General features: G+C 43.8%; 14 protein-coding genes. All 14 read right to left on the reverse strand.

What is annotated here, in order from left to right; genetic code table 11:
- Positions 1 to 3: 3 nt before the first annotated feature.
- The 14 genes from BM102_RS08315 to BM102_RS08380 are packed head-to-tail and all read right to left on the reverse strand — an operon-like array spanning position 4 to position 16,383.
- A complete protein-coding gene (locus tag BM102_RS08315; protein WP_090395157.1) occupies positions 4 to 627 on the reverse strand; it encodes a NeuD/PglB/VioB family sugar acetyltransferase in 624 nt (207 codons plus the stop codon).
- A gap of 33 nt (positions 628 to 660) precedes the next feature.
- Positions 661 to 1,395, reverse strand: a complete 735-nt coding sequence (locus BM102_RS08320) for an SDR family NAD(P)-dependent oxidoreductase (protein WP_044938812.1) — start codon at positions 1,393 to 1,395, stop codon at positions 661 to 663.
- Between the two features lie 11 nt (positions 1,396 to 1,406).
- On the reverse strand, positions 1,407 to 1,820 hold the full coding sequence (locus BM102_RS08325) for a MaoC family dehydratase (RefSeq protein WP_090480890.1): 414 nt from the start codon (positions 1,818 to 1,820) through the stop codon (positions 1,407 to 1,409).
- Positions 1,820 to 2,059 carry an acyl carrier protein gene (locus BM102_RS08330; RefSeq protein WP_044938818.1) on the reverse strand — a complete coding sequence of 80 codons (240 nt, stop codon included), beginning with the start codon at positions 2,057 to 2,059 and terminating at the stop codon, positions 1,820 to 1,822. Before BM102_RS08330 ends, BM102_RS08325 begins: the two co-directional genes overlap by 1 nt.
- A gap of 25 nt (positions 2,060 to 2,084) precedes the next feature.
- Entirely contained in the window at positions 2,085 to 3,770 is a 1,686-nt protein-coding gene (locus BM102_RS08335; RefSeq protein ID WP_090480893.1) for a DUF2142 domain-containing protein, read from the reverse strand.
- Between the two features lie 19 nt (positions 3,771 to 3,789).
- Complete coding sequence (locus BM102_RS08340; protein ID WP_090480897.1) at positions 3,790 to 4,836, reverse strand: sugar phosphate nucleotidyltransferase; 1,047 nt, start codon at positions 4,834 to 4,836, stop codon at positions 3,790 to 3,792.
- Positions 4,837 to 4,841: 5 nt separating this feature from the next.
- Positions 4,842 to 6,008: a LegC family aminotransferase gene (locus BM102_RS08345; protein WP_090480901.1), complete on the reverse strand. Its 1,167-nt coding sequence runs from the start codon at positions 6,006 to 6,008 to the stop codon at positions 4,842 to 4,844.
- Positions 6,009 to 6,019: 11 nt separating this feature from the next.
- A complete protein-coding gene (locus BM102_RS08350) occupies positions 6,020 to 7,000 on the reverse strand; it encodes an NAD-dependent 4,6-dehydratase LegB (protein WP_090395162.1) in 981 nt (326 codons plus the stop codon).
- The gene (locus BM102_RS08355; RefSeq protein ID WP_090480904.1) at positions 6,993 to 8,420 is read right to left on the reverse strand and encodes a capsular polysaccharide export protein, LipB/KpsS family; all 1,428 of its coding nucleotides are present in this window, start codon (positions 8,418 to 8,420) and stop codon (positions 6,993 to 6,995) included. The genes BM102_RS08350 and BM102_RS08355 overlap by 8 nt, the downstream gene beginning before the upstream one ends.
- A gap of 2 nt (positions 8,421 to 8,422) precedes the next feature.
- On the reverse strand, positions 8,423 to 9,865 hold the full coding sequence (locus tag BM102_RS08360; RefSeq protein WP_177194936.1) for an oligosaccharide flippase family protein: 1,443 nt from the start codon (positions 9,863 to 9,865) through the stop codon (positions 8,423 to 8,425).
- Positions 9,837 to 10,931 (reverse strand): glycosyltransferase family 4 protein, encoded by a 1,095-nt coding sequence (locus BM102_RS08365; RefSeq protein WP_090480910.1) that lies wholly within the window; start codon positions 10,929 to 10,931, stop codon positions 9,837 to 9,839. The genes BM102_RS08360 and BM102_RS08365 overlap by 29 nt, the downstream gene beginning before the upstream one ends.
- Before the next feature lie 29 nt (positions 10,932 to 10,960).
- Positions 10,961 to 12,136 carry a glycosyltransferase family 4 protein gene (locus BM102_RS08370; RefSeq protein WP_177194937.1) on the reverse strand — a complete coding sequence of 392 codons (1,176 nt, stop codon included), beginning with the start codon at positions 12,134 to 12,136 and terminating at the stop codon, positions 10,961 to 10,963.
- Positions 12,123 to 13,505, reverse strand: a complete 1,383-nt coding sequence (locus tag BM102_RS08375; protein WP_044938841.1) for an exopolysaccharide biosynthesis polyprenyl glycosylphosphotransferase — start codon at positions 13,503 to 13,505, stop codon at positions 12,123 to 12,125. The genes BM102_RS08370 and BM102_RS08375 overlap by 14 nt, the downstream gene beginning before the upstream one ends.
- Positions 13,506 to 13,515: 10 nt before the next feature.
- Complete coding sequence (locus BM102_RS08380; protein ID WP_090480916.1) at positions 13,516 to 16,383, reverse strand: GH25 family lysozyme; 2,868 nt, start codon at positions 16,381 to 16,383, stop codon at positions 13,516 to 13,518.
- Positions 16,384 to 16,386 lie beyond the last annotated feature (3 nt).

Below are 16,386 nucleotides of genomic sequence, written 5' to 3' on the forward strand. Positions count from 1 at the left end.
TCGCTAGTCGAAACGGCGTACGGTTTTGGCTGGGACGCCGACGACTTCGCATCTTCCCTTCGTGTTTTTGATAACGCAAGAGCCGGCCCAAATGTGGGTCTCGTCTCCGATGGTCTTGCCCTGTACGATTTGGGCGCCAGTGCCAACTTCGATGAGGTTGCCAAGTGTGCAAGCTCCGGAAATGTTGGCATTAGGGTTGAGGGTGTTGAAATCACCAAGTGTGCTGTCGTGGGCCACGGTACAGTTGAAGTTGATAAGGTTCTGGTTGCCGATTTTTACATCAACTGTAAGGATAGCGCCGGCGCAGATAACATTGCCCTCTCCCATTTCAACGCTATCTGACAAAGTTGCAGATGGGTCGATAAGATTAGGGAAGTGCACATGAGGATTCTTTTTATAAAGCTCGTACAAAAACTTTCTGCGCTCCATTGAACCCATGGCGATGACTACGTCTAAATCCTCGGTAGCCTCAGTAACGAAGCTATCGTCGCCAACTACGCCTTCGCCTGGTTCAATATCTATGTAACCTAATATGTTCCATGTTGGATTTACTGCATTAATGCGCTCTGCCAGCCACTTTGTCTCTTTGCCGGCACCGCCTGTTCCTGCAATAACTAAGTTTCTCATATTTTCTCCAATTCAATTCTCTACTAAAGTTAATTAGTGCTTGCTGTCTGTGATAGCAATATTCTGGCCGCTGATCATATCTGCGCCGTCAGAAAGAAGGAATGCAAGTGTAGGCACAACCTGGTCTACTGTGAGGTTCTTGCCCATTGGCATATCTGCAGCATTCATTTCCTTGATAAGATCTGGAAGATTGTCAAGGAAGCGAGTCTCTATCATCTCTGGGCTGACACCGTTGACTGTGATTCCCTTATCTGCATACTCAACAGCAAGTGACTTCATAAGGCCAAGAAGAGCGTATTTTGTAGTAGTGTAGACGCTCTTGTACTTAGGTGGCATGCCAACTGTGCATGATGTGAGCATGAAGATAACCTTGCCATATTTTTGCTTTGTCATAAAGGGCAAAAAATCGCCCAGTATATCAACTATTGGACGAAGGTCAGTCTCGGTTGCTGCTGCAAAATCACACCAGCCGAGCTTTTTGAATTTTTCATTTTCCATTGGTGCTGCCGCAAGATGTACCACGTGATCAGGCTTGAGTTCTCTTTCAGCCATAAAATCAAGCATCTTTCTCACGGACATTGCATCAGCAAAATCAGCCTGTACCATAACAAGCTTTTCCCCAAGCTTCTCCTCCAATGGAAGAAGACGTGAGGCGCTGCTGCGATAGTGAGCCACGATGGTATCGTAATTGTCAGCCACCAATTCAATAAGTGCAGTTCCTAGTTCAGAGGACGCACCGGTCACGAATAATGTCTTGTTTTCTCTCATCTAATCTACCTCTATACCACGAGGATACCCATGGTTCCTCGCAGTACCTTTTTTCCATCCTGATTTGTGATGGTTACTTTTAATTCAAGACGCTGGACACTTTCCACAAGCTCTGTGATTTCGCCTGTGACTGTAAGCTCGTCGCCGATGTAGACTGGCTTTGCGAACTTTGTCTCCACCTGCTGGATGAGGCTGCGCTCACCAGGGATGTAGACACCAGCTAATGTAGAGAGGAAGCTTGCTGTGAGCATGCCATATGCCACGCGGCCTGGATGGCCCTTTGCCTTTGCAAACTCCTCGTCATTATGTAGTGGGTTGACATCCCCTGTGATGCCTTTAAAAGCATCGAGCATCTCCTCAGTTATCAAAACCTTGAAGCTTTCTGTCATCCCCACAGTTAATTCATCAAATTTATAGTTATTCATTAAAGCTTACCTACGATTGTATCAACCATTTCGCCTACGTTCTTGAGGGCCTGTATTTCCTTCATGTCGAACTTAACGTTGAACTTCTTTTCGCAAGCTACTACGAGGTTGATCTGCTCAAGTGAGTCCCAATCCTCGATGTCGTCAGCTGTTGTTGCATCTGTGAGTTCGATATCATCATCGTCAAATACATCTCTAAAAATATCTGTTAATGTTGCGAATACTTCTTCTCTTGTCATTATTAATTCCTCCAAAATCAGTTAATTAGTATATTCCAATTGCGTTCAAAATCTCTGGTGCTGCCATGCCATCTCTCAAGTGAAGTAAAAAGTAGATGGTGCCGCACAGGCCAACCATAAGGGCTACGTTTTGAATCAAAATCAAAGCTAGTGCTTTTTTGTCTTCCTTTGCATCTGTTCCAAGGGCGATGCACATGCACATGTAGACTGGAATCAGATAGCGGTAAGAAATCTGGATACGCTCACTACCCTCTGCAGGTGTGAAACGTACAAGGCAGCCTGCGAAGATTGCAACTACGCAAACCAAAAGACCTATGCCGATGATTACGTACTGCCATTTCTTGAGGCGTTTTCCTTTGTTTATTATCAATCCCAAAATGAGAACGATAAGCATTGTAACTACGCAAGCCATAGGTACTGTTGCGTTGAGCTTGATGTGGCCAAGCTCGGAGCCGATTACGTGATGGATGTTGTACCAGAAATCGACTTTGATTCCTTCCCAGGCAAACTGAAGTGTGCCGATTGGGTCATCCAAAACATCGTACATGCTGTATGCTGCACGGCTGGCATCCTGCTCGATGGTTGCGTGATTGTGAGCAAGCACGAACATATCGTAAAGGATGTATATGTATTTGCCGGCGAATTTCTTTACCACAAGAAGTGCTCCTGCGATGAATGCGCCTGCCAATGTGTATTCGTACCATTTCTTGCTCTTGCCAACATCTGTCCACCATTTCTTAAGTGGGATGGCGAAGAACCATACGGCAAACAGTGTGTAAACCATTTTGTTTGGTATGAGAATCACCACGATGATGGCTATCAAATATATGTGCCAAGCATGAAGCTTCACATTTTCCTGGCTGAGATATAGGCAAGTAGTCAGCAAAATGAATGAAAACAGGATGCTCATGTTGTCGTATGAATATGATGAGCAAAGCTGCAAGGTGGTTGGAAAAAGTGAAAACATCAGTAGCTGCAGCTTTCCAACAGGAAGCAGCTTGATGCAAATCCAGCCAGCAAGCACAAGGGTCAAGCTGTTCATGATTCGACCCATGAAAACTACACCGGAAAATCCGAATCCTAGGAGACGGGCGATTGCAATTCCAAGACCGGAAAGCAAGTAGCGCCTTGCCTGAGTTGGCTTGGTGTAGCACTGAACCAATTCCTTCATATCGTCATCTGTGTGGAACCAGTTGCCATCGGCCAAAATCTGATACTGATATGGGAATGTGACATCGATGTAAGGCAGCTTGTAGTAGTCTTCTGCACGCATGTAGAAGTAAGATGTGCCTTCAATCCAGTTGCCGTAGCTGCCTGGAGTGGTGTCGAAGTCGTGGTCTTTTATTCCTAGATAAATGTTGGAGCAATGGTATGCGCTGTAGAAGTGCTGAACCTCATCTGCTCCGGAAATAGGAGGCATAACGAACTGCATGCAGATGCTCCAGCCGATTGCCAAAACCAGATAGATTTTTGAGTAACTCCACTCTTTATCTAGAAGCAAAAATCTTGCAAGGTAGATAGTGAGAGCTATCATCACAATCAATATTAGGGCGAAATAACCGTTGTAAAATTTTGTCTTTGTAGTGTCGAATGCGTTGAGGCAGAAGAACACAATTGAAAAGATGATTCCAAATGCGCTGACTAAAACTGTCCCCAGTTTAAACGCCTTATCCATTGTCATTGGATAAAAGAAACTCTTTAATTTTTCCAAGGATAATCCTCTCTATCTATTATTTGTTAATTCCACGTAAGCGATTTTCCATCTTGCCAAGCTCATCAAGCTGGCCCATGTCCATCCAAGTGTTTTCGTTGATTGGGTAGACGCCAACCTTCTTACCATCGTCCTTCAAGCGGTTGATGATATCTGGGAAGCCGATGAATTCGTCATCGTTGATGTAGTCCAAAACCTCTGGCTCTACGATGTAGATGCCTGTGTTTGTGAAGAAGCTGAACTCTGGCTTTTCCTTCATATCAAGGATGTTGCCGTGCTCGCCAAATTCAACGACACCGTAGGCAACCTGGAAGTTGCGAAGTGAGCAAACCATGGTAATCATGTTGCCCTCAGCCTTGTGGTGAGCGTAAATCTTGGAATAGTCTTCCTCGATAAGAATGTCGCAGTTTGTAAGGATGAAAGTCTCATTAACCTTGCCACGGAGAAGTGAAAGGCCGCCGCCTGTACCAAGTGGCTTGTCCTCATCCACATACTCGATTGTGTATGGCTTTTCAACCTCACCGAAGTATGACTTGATCATATTTTTCTTGTGATTTACTACAAGAATCATTCTGCCAATGCCATACTCCGCGAAGCTATCCATGATGAGCTCTGCAATTGGCTTCTCCCCAACTGGGATAAGTGGCTTTGGCAAAATGCGTGTGTATGGGTAAAGACGAGTGCCCTTGCCACCTGCCATCATGACAACTGGGCAAGATAACTCGCTCTGCTTTTTATAATGATTTTCACTCCAGAAGACTGTGTCGATAACAACGCCATTTTCATCTACGATTGGCAAGCCTTCGATATTGTGGCGGCGCAAGAAATCTCTTGCCTCCTCCTTTTCATCGGCCTTGAGACTACGAGGCTTGTAGTTTGCGATTGTGCGCACTTCATCATTTAAATCTCCGCCTGAGAGAATGAATCTTCTTACATCTCCTTCGGATAGTGCAGCTATTAGCTTATTGTTTTCATCGACAATGAAGGCAGTGCGGCGGCCACTAGCGTCAAAAGTACGCATAGCCTGAAGCACAGAATCTTCCTCATGTATAAATACATTTTCCATAGAATTTACTCCGCAAAAGTCTTTACCACGTCGAGTACGCGGCGTACGCCGGCCTCGTCGAGGTTTGTTGAGCATGGTACGTTTACAACGCGTTTCCAGTACCATGGTGCTTTTTCAAGTTCGAATGTGCGAGCTCCCTGATATGGAAGCTGATCTGAGATAAGTCCCCAGATTGGACGAGACTGAATGTGTGCTTCCTTTAATGCTTCGATGAGCTGGTCGCGGCCCTTCTCGTCATTTTCAAATACTACTGAGTAGAACCAGTAGTTACTGCGGATACCTTCTCTGAAATCCTGAACGTGAAGTCCTGACATTTTATCGATAGCATCCTTGTATAAATGATAGTTTGTAGTCTTTGTCTTGATGAAATCTTCAAGCTGCTCTAACTGAGCGATTCCAAGAGCTGCCTGAAGGTTTGTCATTCTGTAGTTGAAGCCGATTTCATCGTGGATGAAGTTGGCCTGGTCTGCTTTGGCCTGAGTTGTCAAATGCTTTGCGTGAGCAAGAAGCTTTTCATCATTTGAAACAATCATTCCGCCACCGCCTGTGGTGATGATTTTGTTTCCGTTGAATGAATAGCAACCCATATCACCGATTGTGCCGGCAAACTTTCCAGCGTACTTGCCCTCTGTGTAGTATGTTCCAAGAGCCTCTGTTGCATCCTCTACAACCTTGATGTTGTACTTTTCAGCTATTGGCATGATGGCTTCCATGTCGGCCATGTTTCCGAAGACATGAACTACTACCATAGCCTTGATGTGACGGCCTGTCTGCTTGTCGATAAGCTTGCCATCTGTGAAGTCGCACTCTGTCTCGCAGAACTTCTGAAGCTTCACTGGGTCCATGCAAAGGCTATCGTCGCAATCCATGAATACTGGCTCGGCGCCGATGTACTTTGTAGGGTTTACTGCTGCAATGAATGTAAGAGTTGGAACGATGACTGCATCTTCACGAGTAACTCCACTGAGGAGTAAGCTGATGTGAAGGGCTGATGTACCATTCTGGGTGCTGACTGCACCTGGAGCCTTTACATACTCTGCAATCTTCTTCTCAAAATCTGAAACATATGGGCCCGCTGTGGATACCCACTCAGTCTCAACTGCATCTGTGACATACTTTAGCTCGTTACCTTTAAGATTTGGAACAGATAACGCAATAAATTCATCTGACATTTCTATTACCTCTAAATGTTATATATATCCACTTTATATTTATCCATGTTCTCTCGCAAAAATGCTACCGTTTCCGCGAGGCCCTGCTCGAATGTGTACTGTGGCTTCCAGTCTGTGAGCTCAAGGATTTTCTTGTTGCTTCCAAGGAGACGGTTTACCTCAGACTTCTCTGGGCGAAGGCGATCTTCGTCGCAAATGATTTTTGCATTAGGGTTGATCTGGCGGATGAGCTCCTCAGCGAGCTGTCCGATAGAGATTTCCTTCTGTGTTGCGATGTTGATTTCCTGGCCGATTGTCTTGTCGCTTTCGTACATAGCGATGAAACCGTGAGCTGTATCCTTTACGTAGTTGAAATCACGTGTAGGAGTGAGTGAGCCAAGCTTGATCTCCTCCTTGCCAGCAAGAAGCTGTGTGATGATTGTAGGGATAACGGCACGCGCTGACTGACGTGGTCCGAATGTGTTGAATGGACGCACGATTGTAACAGGCAAGTCGAATGAACGATAGAATGACTCTGCAAGTCTATCTGCACCGATTTTTGTAGCTGAGTATGGAGACTGGCCCTGGTATGGGTGCTTCTCGTCGATTGGAACGTACTGTGCTGTTCCGTAAACTTCTGATGTAGAAGTAACTAATACTCTGGCTGTGCCAAGGTCTCTGGCTGCCTGTAAAATATTAAGAGTACCCTTGATGTTTGTGTCAACGTAAGCATCAGGGCTGTGATAACTAAATGGAATTGCAATAAGGGCTGCAAGGTGGAATACTGCATCGCATCCCTTCATAGCCTCGCGAACACCATTAGGGTCGCGAACATCACCAGCGAATACCTCAACGTGATCCATAATATCCTTTGGAAGTGTGTCGAGCCATCCCCAGTTGTTGAATGAATTGTAGTAAACGAATGCACGAACTTCGTAGCCCTTCTTTACTAACTCTTCTACTAAGTGTGAACCGATGAATCCATCTGAACCTGTAACTAAAACTTTACTCATTTTCTTTTACCTCTAAAAAATAATCATACATAGACTTTGCTATAAGTGAAATGTTGTCTGGCTTTAAGCGATCGGCGCTGAGCACGTATGTGTTGCCAACGCGAGCGCAGCTCATATAGGCTGCTAAATATTTGATAACATCCTCTCGAGATGGCTGTTTCCAGTTTGCCATGGCCTCAAGATAATTGTCATAAATATCTTCCATGCGCATGATGCCTGGTGCATTCTTGTAGAGAATGTCGCCACCCATGATGACTGGTCTGCGAAGAAGCATGGCTTCCTGACCAGCTGTGCCAGTAAGTGTTGCAACGCACTGACAGTTTTTGATGAGTGCGAAGGAATCCTCCCATGGGTCGATAAGGACGATGTTTGGATATTTCTTCAGCTCCTCGTAGAAGCTGTTGTCTCTGCTGCCAAGGAATGAATAGTGCTCCTTTGCGTAAATCAATGTGTCAGCTGGAACTGACTTGGCCAAATTGTCCAGGAAGAAAAGCTGCTTTTCATATTTCTGAGCGCAGACAATTGTGGATGCCTCTGGCTGAAGATGCAAAGGATAGTAAACAAACTTCTTTGATAAATCTGCCTTGTTGTAATACTTCTTGCTCTTTTTATATCTTCTATAAAATTTCCATGGATCAAAGGCTGTCTCGTAGTCCTTGTAGTACATGTAGTTGCCCTTGTCCAATGTGTGCGGATTGAAAAATCTCTGACGAATCCAAAACAGTGGCAAAATCAAAAAGCTTGGCTTGAACTTTGGCACCTTGCCAGAGAAGTTCATGAATGCTGGCTTTGAATGCTTTTCCTCGAATGAATTGAGATAATCCTCTGCCTGCTTGAGCTGCTCGTCAGTGTAGCTTCTGTCCAGATAATCATCTGGCATGTTGTAAATCATCTCGAATGGGTCGTTCAAGATGTAGTGATGAGTTAAATCCATTCCAACTGAACGCATCAAAAGCAATGAATAGAACTTCGCCCCTGTCTTCTTTCCAACTAGGTATGCTGCATAGGTGAAAAGTGTGGCGATAACCTCATCAAAGTAAAAATCTATTTTGTATGTGGTGAACACATACTCCCAAAATGCAAACAAGCCTGCGGCTGTGTGCACGCAATAATCGTAATCACGGTTGATTAAAAATCTATCTGTATAGATGTATTTCCACATTGGAGCGGCATCGTACTTTTTCTCGTACTCGCAAAGCTTTTCCAAAGTGAATTCGTCCCAATGGGCGTTCATGAATTCTGAAAGAACCACAACAGTAACAGCATCGCCGTATTTGCTTTCAACGTACTGCTTCTCCTTGGAATCCAGCACAACAATTACGCCATTGGCCTCGCTATCGTGTTTTTCTTTTATATCCTTAAATATCAATGGGGTGTAGTCGAGGAAGGCCTCGCGCCCCATAAAACATAAGTTAAACATTTTTATCTCCTAAAGAAAATTAACTTAGTAAGTATACCACAGACCACTAGTATGGTAAACAAAGCCAAAGCTGCGGCAACATAGATGTTTTCTATGAGCATGTAATAAAGTATGCCAGGGATGACGATGGCTAAAAGTGGTAGCCAGCTGTTGGCGAATAATTTCAAGAATGAGTAGTTGAACTTTCTTGAAAGCTTAATCATCAAAAGCAATGAATAAAGGGCGTAGCTCATTCCGGTGCCGATGGCAACCATGTTGATGCTTCGCTCTACAAAAACAACCAAACCGGTTGAGAAAATCACATTAAAAATGCAAAGCGCAACTGAGTTTGCAATCAGTGATTTGTTCAGCTTCAGTACGCTGAAAATGTTTCCGAAAAGCATGGTTGTGGAATAGATTGCAACGCCGATGATAAGAATCTGAGTTGCAGGAGTTCCATCTGTGTACATTGGCATAAACATCTGCACGAAGATTGGCATGATGAAGAATACGCAAACACATGCTGCTCCGGAAATAACTGATGTGATGTTGGTGAAGTAGCTGGCCTTTTCAAGGAGCTGCTTTTCATCTTTATTGGCCCCATACAAATGTGAGACCTTTATATAAAACACCTGGGAGATTGTCTGTGGGACAAGCACCATAGTGGTGAATCCCATCAATGGAACTGAGTAAACTCCCAAGTCGTCAGTAGTCAAAAATCCAAGGATAACGAATTTATCCACGCTTTGAACCAATGTCCAAATCAAGCTGTTGATTAAAAGTGGAAGGCCGCCGATAATCATGACTTTCATATATGAGAAGTCAAAGCTGAGGCGCACTCCCTTAAGTGCGTTCTTGCGGAACAGGATAATTCCAAGTAACGCTGATGACATTGTCATGGCATAAAGGCCGTAGTAGCCTACCAGGTTAAGTGCAGCAACGCCGATTCCAAAGGCAATGATTGTACGAAGGAATCCGATAGCTGCGGAATAATTGTATTTGCCATTCATTCTAACTGTGGCATTTGACATATCGTCGAAGCTTTTCAGCAGAATCATGATTGGGCACATGGCGTAACCAAAGGCATAATATGCCTGATACTGATCAACACCAACGCGGCCGCGATAGTAAAAGAAAACCCAGGCTTCAAATACCACAAAGATGATAAGGTAAACCATCAGCATGAATGTGGCTGCTGTGTTTTTCAGTTTGTTTGCTGTTTCATAATCCTTGCGGCCAAGGGCCTGAGGATAATCCCTGTTGTAGGCGTTGAGCACACCAAACTGGGCGTAGTTCATATAGGTCTGGGCCAACAGGCAAGTGCTGTAGATACCCAGTGGTGTTACAGGAACAAGAGACTTTGAGTATACGCTGAAAATAAATGATATTCCCGAGCAGATAACTGTGGACATAGTCACTAATATGAAATCTGCACTTTTAATTTTTTCTAGCAGTTTGGTAAGCATCCTCATAAATCTTCTTTACTTCTTCCATGTATGTTTCAAAATTATTTAAGTCTTTGGCACGTCTTCTGGCACCATCAGACTTCATTCTGTATATCTCCTGGTTGTCCAGAAGTTCGTTGATGTTGGAAACAAATGCCTCTCTATCCACAGGCTTCTTGTCTGTGCCACAGAGTTTTCCACAATCATCATTGACGGTGGTGATAAGTCCACCAACTCTGCTGGCAAGCACAGGCTTGCCAAAGGCCATAGCTTCCACAGCTGCCATACCGAAGCCTTCGAACTTGGAAGGGGCCACAAGAATCTTGGTCTGATTCATGTAGATGTATGGATTGTGCTGAAGGCCGACCATCGTTATATTGTCGGAAAGATTGTATTTTCCAATTAATTCAAGGCACTCGCTACCCAAATCGCCACCACCAACAATAATGGCCTTGATATCAGGATGAGTTTCCTTGACCTCTTTAACAATTCTTACGAACTCGTAAGGGTTCTTGTCATCTGTAAGATATCCTACGAAAAGCAGGTCAGACTTATACTTTTCCAGCTTGTCTTTTGACATCTCTGTGCCTGGTAAATATCCCTTTTCAAAAATCTTTACAGCGTTGAAAGGTGTGCCAAGGACCACAGTTTTACCTGCCATTTTGTCCTTGAACCATGCCTTCTCTTCCACGATTTTGTTTGGAATAATTATCTTTGTAAAGTTTTTACATGCTCCGCCGTAAATTACGGATTTAGGGCCAATTTTCTGAACCCATTTTGGCACAGAATAGATGTGGCTGATGATTGGAATAGTGTCCGTCACCTTTGTGCACATAAGGCTGCAGTCATATTCATAGGCATGAATGATATCTGGCTTTACATCATCAATAGCCTCTTTAATAGCGTTTTCATCAACCTTTTCCACACCGATATATTCGATGTTATGCTCCAGCAGCTTTGTCTCAACAGAGCCTGTGGCTGTGAGATACACGCTGTGAATATCTTCTGGCATGGCGTTGATAATATTAATGGCAACGTTTTCCATTCCACTGTATGTTGATGATTTTGAAACATGTAAAACTTTCATAGTACTTCTACCCCCGCAAAAAGTTACGTTTATAGGTTACTATATATTTCTTTCATTCTTGTATTCACGTGAGCCTTGTCGAAATTTTCCATCACGGCAACGTTGTGTGAACCCATTGCTCGGCGGTCGATTTCAGCTTTGGCCATCATGCGGTCAAGGGCTGTCACTAGTGTGGAAGCATCCTTGGAATCGAAAAGATATCCACCAACGCCTTCTTCAATCAAATCCACATTTCCTCGGATACGGCTGCAGACAACTGGCATGCCAACTGACATTGCCTCCATCAGTGCAACCGGAAGGCCTTCCTGATGAGATGGGAACACGTAAATATCGCTTGCTGCAAAAACATCCGCTACGTCACTTCTAAAGCCAAGCATCTGAACCTGCTCCTGAAGACCAAGCTCGTTAATCTTGTTCTGAAGCTCCTCAGCGATTTTGCCTCTTCCGGCGATAAGATATTTAATCTTGTAATCTTTGCCGGCATCCTTCATCTGTTTCAAGGCTTCAAAAACTTCCATGTGGTTCTTACGAGGAATCAGCTCGCCCACCGACAATAAAACGGTTGTTTCATCATCGATACCAAGCTCTTTTCTGATTCTTTCGCGACCGTCTGCGCTAGCTACAAATTTGTTTGTATCAACGCCGGCGCCTGGTACGTAAACCACTTCCCTGGCCTTGAACTTCTGAGCGTTTTTGTAATCTTCCTGATTGATGGTTATCAACAGGTCGGTAAATTTACTGCAGTACTTTTCCACATTGTAGAACACCAACCAGTTCTTAAGTGGTGCTCCCTTGAAGAAATGGAAACCATGCGCTGCGTAAATAACCTTTGTACCGTAAAGCTTTCTAGCTTTTCTGCAGGCCAGGCGGCAGATAACTCCGCCGATTGGCGACTGGGTGTGGACAATTTCATACCTGTTTGTCTCCACCTCGTGCTTTAGTTGCTTATATGCCTTGGAAAGCTCTGAAATGTTGAAAATCTTTCTAAGGCTGGCTGTCTCAATCACGCGACAGCCAAGGTCATCAAGCATCTTTCTGCGAGCCTTCATAGCCTCGGGAGAAAGTGCGCTATCATCATCTGCCCAACAACAAGCTACGTCCACTGTGTAGCCAAGGTCCTGCAAAATCTTAATATTATCAATATTGAATTGAGTCACCATGTATGCAGTGTGTGCATGCATTAAAGCTTTTTTACTTGCGGACATTTGCATTAACCTCGCCTTCAGCAACGCCCTCAGTAGCATCCTTTGTAAAGATAACACGAAGGGTCATAAGGATGAGCTGGATGTCCAAGAATACTGAACATTTCTCAACGTAAATCATATCCAGCTTGAGCTTGTCATAAGATGTGGTGTTGTATTTGCCGTAAACCTGAGCATAGCCTGTAAGGCCGGCCTTTACGTGAGTACGGAATGCAAACTCTGGCACATCCTTTATGTATTCTGCAATGATTTCTGGACGCTCTGGACGAGGGCCAACAACTGACATCTCACCTTTGAGGATGTTGAAGAACTGTGGAAGCTCATCAATACGAGTCGCTCTGATAAAATGTCCAATTGGGGTGATTCTATCGTCGTTTTCGCTGGCAAGACGTGCCTTTCCATCCTTCTCCGCATCTGTAATCATCGAACGGAACTTCATGATTTTGTATTCTTTTCCACCTATAGTGCAGCGAGTCTGTTTATAAAAGACTGGGCCGCCGTCATAATTGTGGATAAGTATAGCTGTCACAAGCATAACTGGTGAAGAAATAATAATTCCGATAAGTGAAATCACAATATCACCAAGACGCTTGAGTGTAGCTGAAATGCCATCCATTCCAACATTCTTGCAAAGGTAAAGAGGTGTATCGAAAAGGTTAACCTCCTCAGCGCCCTTGATAAGGATGTCTGAAATCTTTGGTGTGAAGTATACGCGCTTATCTGTTGCAAAGCATGCCTTTACAATGTCGTTTCGGATTTCCGATGGAACGTCATTTACAAGAACTGCGTCGTAGTTTTCAAGCTCACGGATAATCTTATCAAGTGGCTCCATGCAGCTCATTTCGCCAGTGATTCGATACTTGTCTGCACGACGATTCATCTTGCGAACAAGGTCGTTTTCGTATTCTCCGTAGATATTTAAAATTGTGAAAGGTGGGAACACTGCGCGGTAAAGCTTTGTGCTGACATATGTAATCACAAGCACTGCAATAGCATCTGCAATTGTAAGCACAATGATGTAAGCCAATGTCATCCACATCAACTGCTTGATACGTGTCATCAAAATTACGATTACAAATTCAAGCATGTTTACAAGTCCCATGGCAATGGCCTGAGACATTGTAAGGATTGATATTCTTCCACTTCCGATGTTAAAGCCTTTGAATGTGTTGATCATGAGAACTGTCAAAACCACATAAAGGCCGATCATTAAATAGTTACCGATACTCAAGAATCGCTGTGACATAAGCATCTGTAAACGCATATACCACATAACGCCAAAGAGCGTGGCTAGTACTGCGACTAAAACCACGCTACTTACGAAGCGAAACATTCTTTTGCCAGTTTCTATATTTCTTACGTTTTGATTCATAATACTCCTACTAGAAACTCTTATTCATGTCTACATATCCCTTGATTCCTGGAACTGAACCCTTGCTAGAGTACTGCCACATGTTCTTTCTTCCTGAATATGTACATGATGTATTGTATTGTGCAATCCATACGCTGCATGAGCTTGGTACTGAATTTGCATCCATCAAGCTTGTCATCCAGTTCTTGCTGCAGTAAACACCTGCCTTATAGCCAGATGATTGAACTGTTGAAACGAATGCGTTAAGGATTGCCATTCGCTGAGCTGTTGAAAGTGAGCCCTGTCCACGTACCTTATCTTCCATATCGATGAAGATTGGGTATGAACATCCGCCTGCTTTCTGAGCCATAGCTACTGCCATTGATGCTTCCTGAACAGCCTCTGCCTCGTTGAGGGCAGTTGAGTAAATGTAAACACCTACGCTTACTCCGTTGGCCTTGGCTCCGGACATATTCTTGTAGAAATATGGATCCTCGTGGAGCTGTCCATCATACATACCTCTGTAACCGCAACGAACGATTGCAAATGAAACTGCTGACTTAGCCTGTGACCAGTCGATGTTTGCCTGATACTTAGAAACATCGATACCTGTTCCCTTGTTTGCTAAAACGCCATCTGTTCCAAAATCGTAACTAACACCCTGGATTACCTGAGTGCCTGTTACCTTGTTGCCGTTCTTGTCGAAGTAGTATGTATTGCCATCAATTGACTGCCAACCATAGTATGTATAGCTAGCTTCTTTGTAATAATACTTTTTGCCTTTTTCATAATCAGCTGCAGTTGCTTCCTTTGTGCACTGCTCATCAAGATAAAGCTGGTTGCCAGCTGCGTCCTTAAGCTTTTCTGTAGAATCGCCTGAGCCGTATCCTGATACTGTATATGTAACAGCAAGTGTGTTATCTGTTGCTTTGTCTGAGAATGTTGCTACACCTTTAAGTGTGTAGTCGCCATCCTTTGTAACCTTGAAAGTACCACTGCCGTTTGACATTGTAACAGCTGTACCATTTACTGTGACGCTACCAACATTTGCTGAAGCCTTGATTGTGAATGTGCCAGCTGAATAGCTCATATCGAGGGTGGCTTCTTCTGTTGTTTTGGTAGTTGTTGTCTTTTTGTATGTGAATGTAACTGTTACATCACTAGTTCCAACTGTACCTTCTACTGGTGTTGTTGATGTTAATGTATAACCATTAATTGTTGCTGCATCATATTTGTATGTTGCACCTTCTTCTTTTGTCTCAGTGAATGCTTTGTAACCAGAAATTTCATTTCCTGATTCATCTACATACTTAACAGTGATTGTATGCTTTGCTTTTTCAGCTGGAGCTGGAGTCTGACTTCCAGAGCCTGATCCTGAGTTATCTGTGCTTCCACTTGTTGAACCTGAATTAGATCCTGAGTTATCTGTACTTCCACCTGTAGAGCCTGAATTTGATCCTGAATTATCTGTACTTCCACCTGTTGAACCTGACTCCGAACTTGAGCCTGAACCTGATTCGCTACTAGATGAACCTGAAGATGAACTATCTGTACTTCCAGAACCTGCATTACTGTTGCTAGAAGTATCTTCTCCAGTCTTAGTAGTATCCTCTGATGAACCATCATTTGTGGTAGCCACCTTTGTAGCCTTCATCATAAGGGCATCGATATAATCAAGCTTGCTTGCTGCAGCTACATAGCCCTTTGTACGTAAGTATCTTGAAGCTGTCTTAACAACATCGTGTGTTACCTTTGTGATACCACCACTCTTTGCTGTTGCCTTGCTCTTGCTTGCTGTAGCTGTGCTCTTTGGAGCAACTGCCTCGGCCTGCTTAACCTCACCTGAGCCGTTTTCAACCTTCTTAGATTCAACGTACTCAACTGTATCTGTAAGCTTGTTCTCTACTGGAACCTCTGCAGCGGCAGCCTTCTGTCCATCCTCGGAAGCCACATCCTTCTTAATCTGCTTTGTGATTTCCTTCTGAACCTTGTACTCTACCTTGTCCTTTACATTGGCTGCAGTAGTGTATGTTACAGGCTCGTAGCTAACTTCTGTATCCAAGTCGTTTACTAAGCAAAGTACATAGTCGCCAGCTTCCATATCTGTCTGAGTGATTACACCGTCCATATCATCATCTGTATAAACGGTACCTTCTGCCTCATTAACAGCTACTGTGTAAGCCTGAACTGCTGTCTCTTTATCAAGATATAAAAGATACAATGGATCTGAGCTGATATCTCCAGTCTGAGTCTCAACCACATCACCGTTTTCATCTGTAACTGTGACTGCTGCGTTTCTATCCTGGAGGATCTGCATAATCTGGAATGAGTTAGTTGGTATTGTAACTGTTGCCTCATTGCTTGCAGTCTCTGTTGTATCATCTGAAGTATCTTCCGATTCTTCTGAATCATCCTTAGAGAAATCAATCTCTTCTCCATCCACTGGGAGGGCATCGCTTTCTTCCTCAGAACCTGTTTCCTCTGTGTCTGTTGAGAAGTCGTAATCCTTTGTGTACTCAGCAATCTGAGCATCGATATCCTTGATTGCATCAACATATGACTGAAGGCTTTCCGCATTTTCCTCAGTCAAAAGCTTTACTTCAAAAGGAATTCCTGTGATAGGATTGTCGTTCTCATCTGAGATGTAGATTGTCAAATCCTTCTCTAATGATTCACTTGTTATTTTTACATTAACAAATTCTGGGATATAGACATCATTATTGGCAGCCTGCTCTGTGACCTCTACAACCTCAACTGGCTCTTCATCGTCAGTCACAAGATTATAAACACCATAGCCGCCTGCGCCTGCCGCTGTAACACCAACAGCACTGGCAACGGCGATACTGGCCGCCTTATGCGATGCTATAAAGAATTTCAAACTCTCCCATAATTCTTCCATTTT

Origin of the sequence: Pseudobutyrivibrio sp. JW11 (assembly GCF_900115355.1) — a bacterium.
GTDB lineage: Bacteria > Bacillota > Clostridia > Lachnospirales > Lachnospiraceae > Pseudobutyrivibrio > Pseudobutyrivibrio ruminis.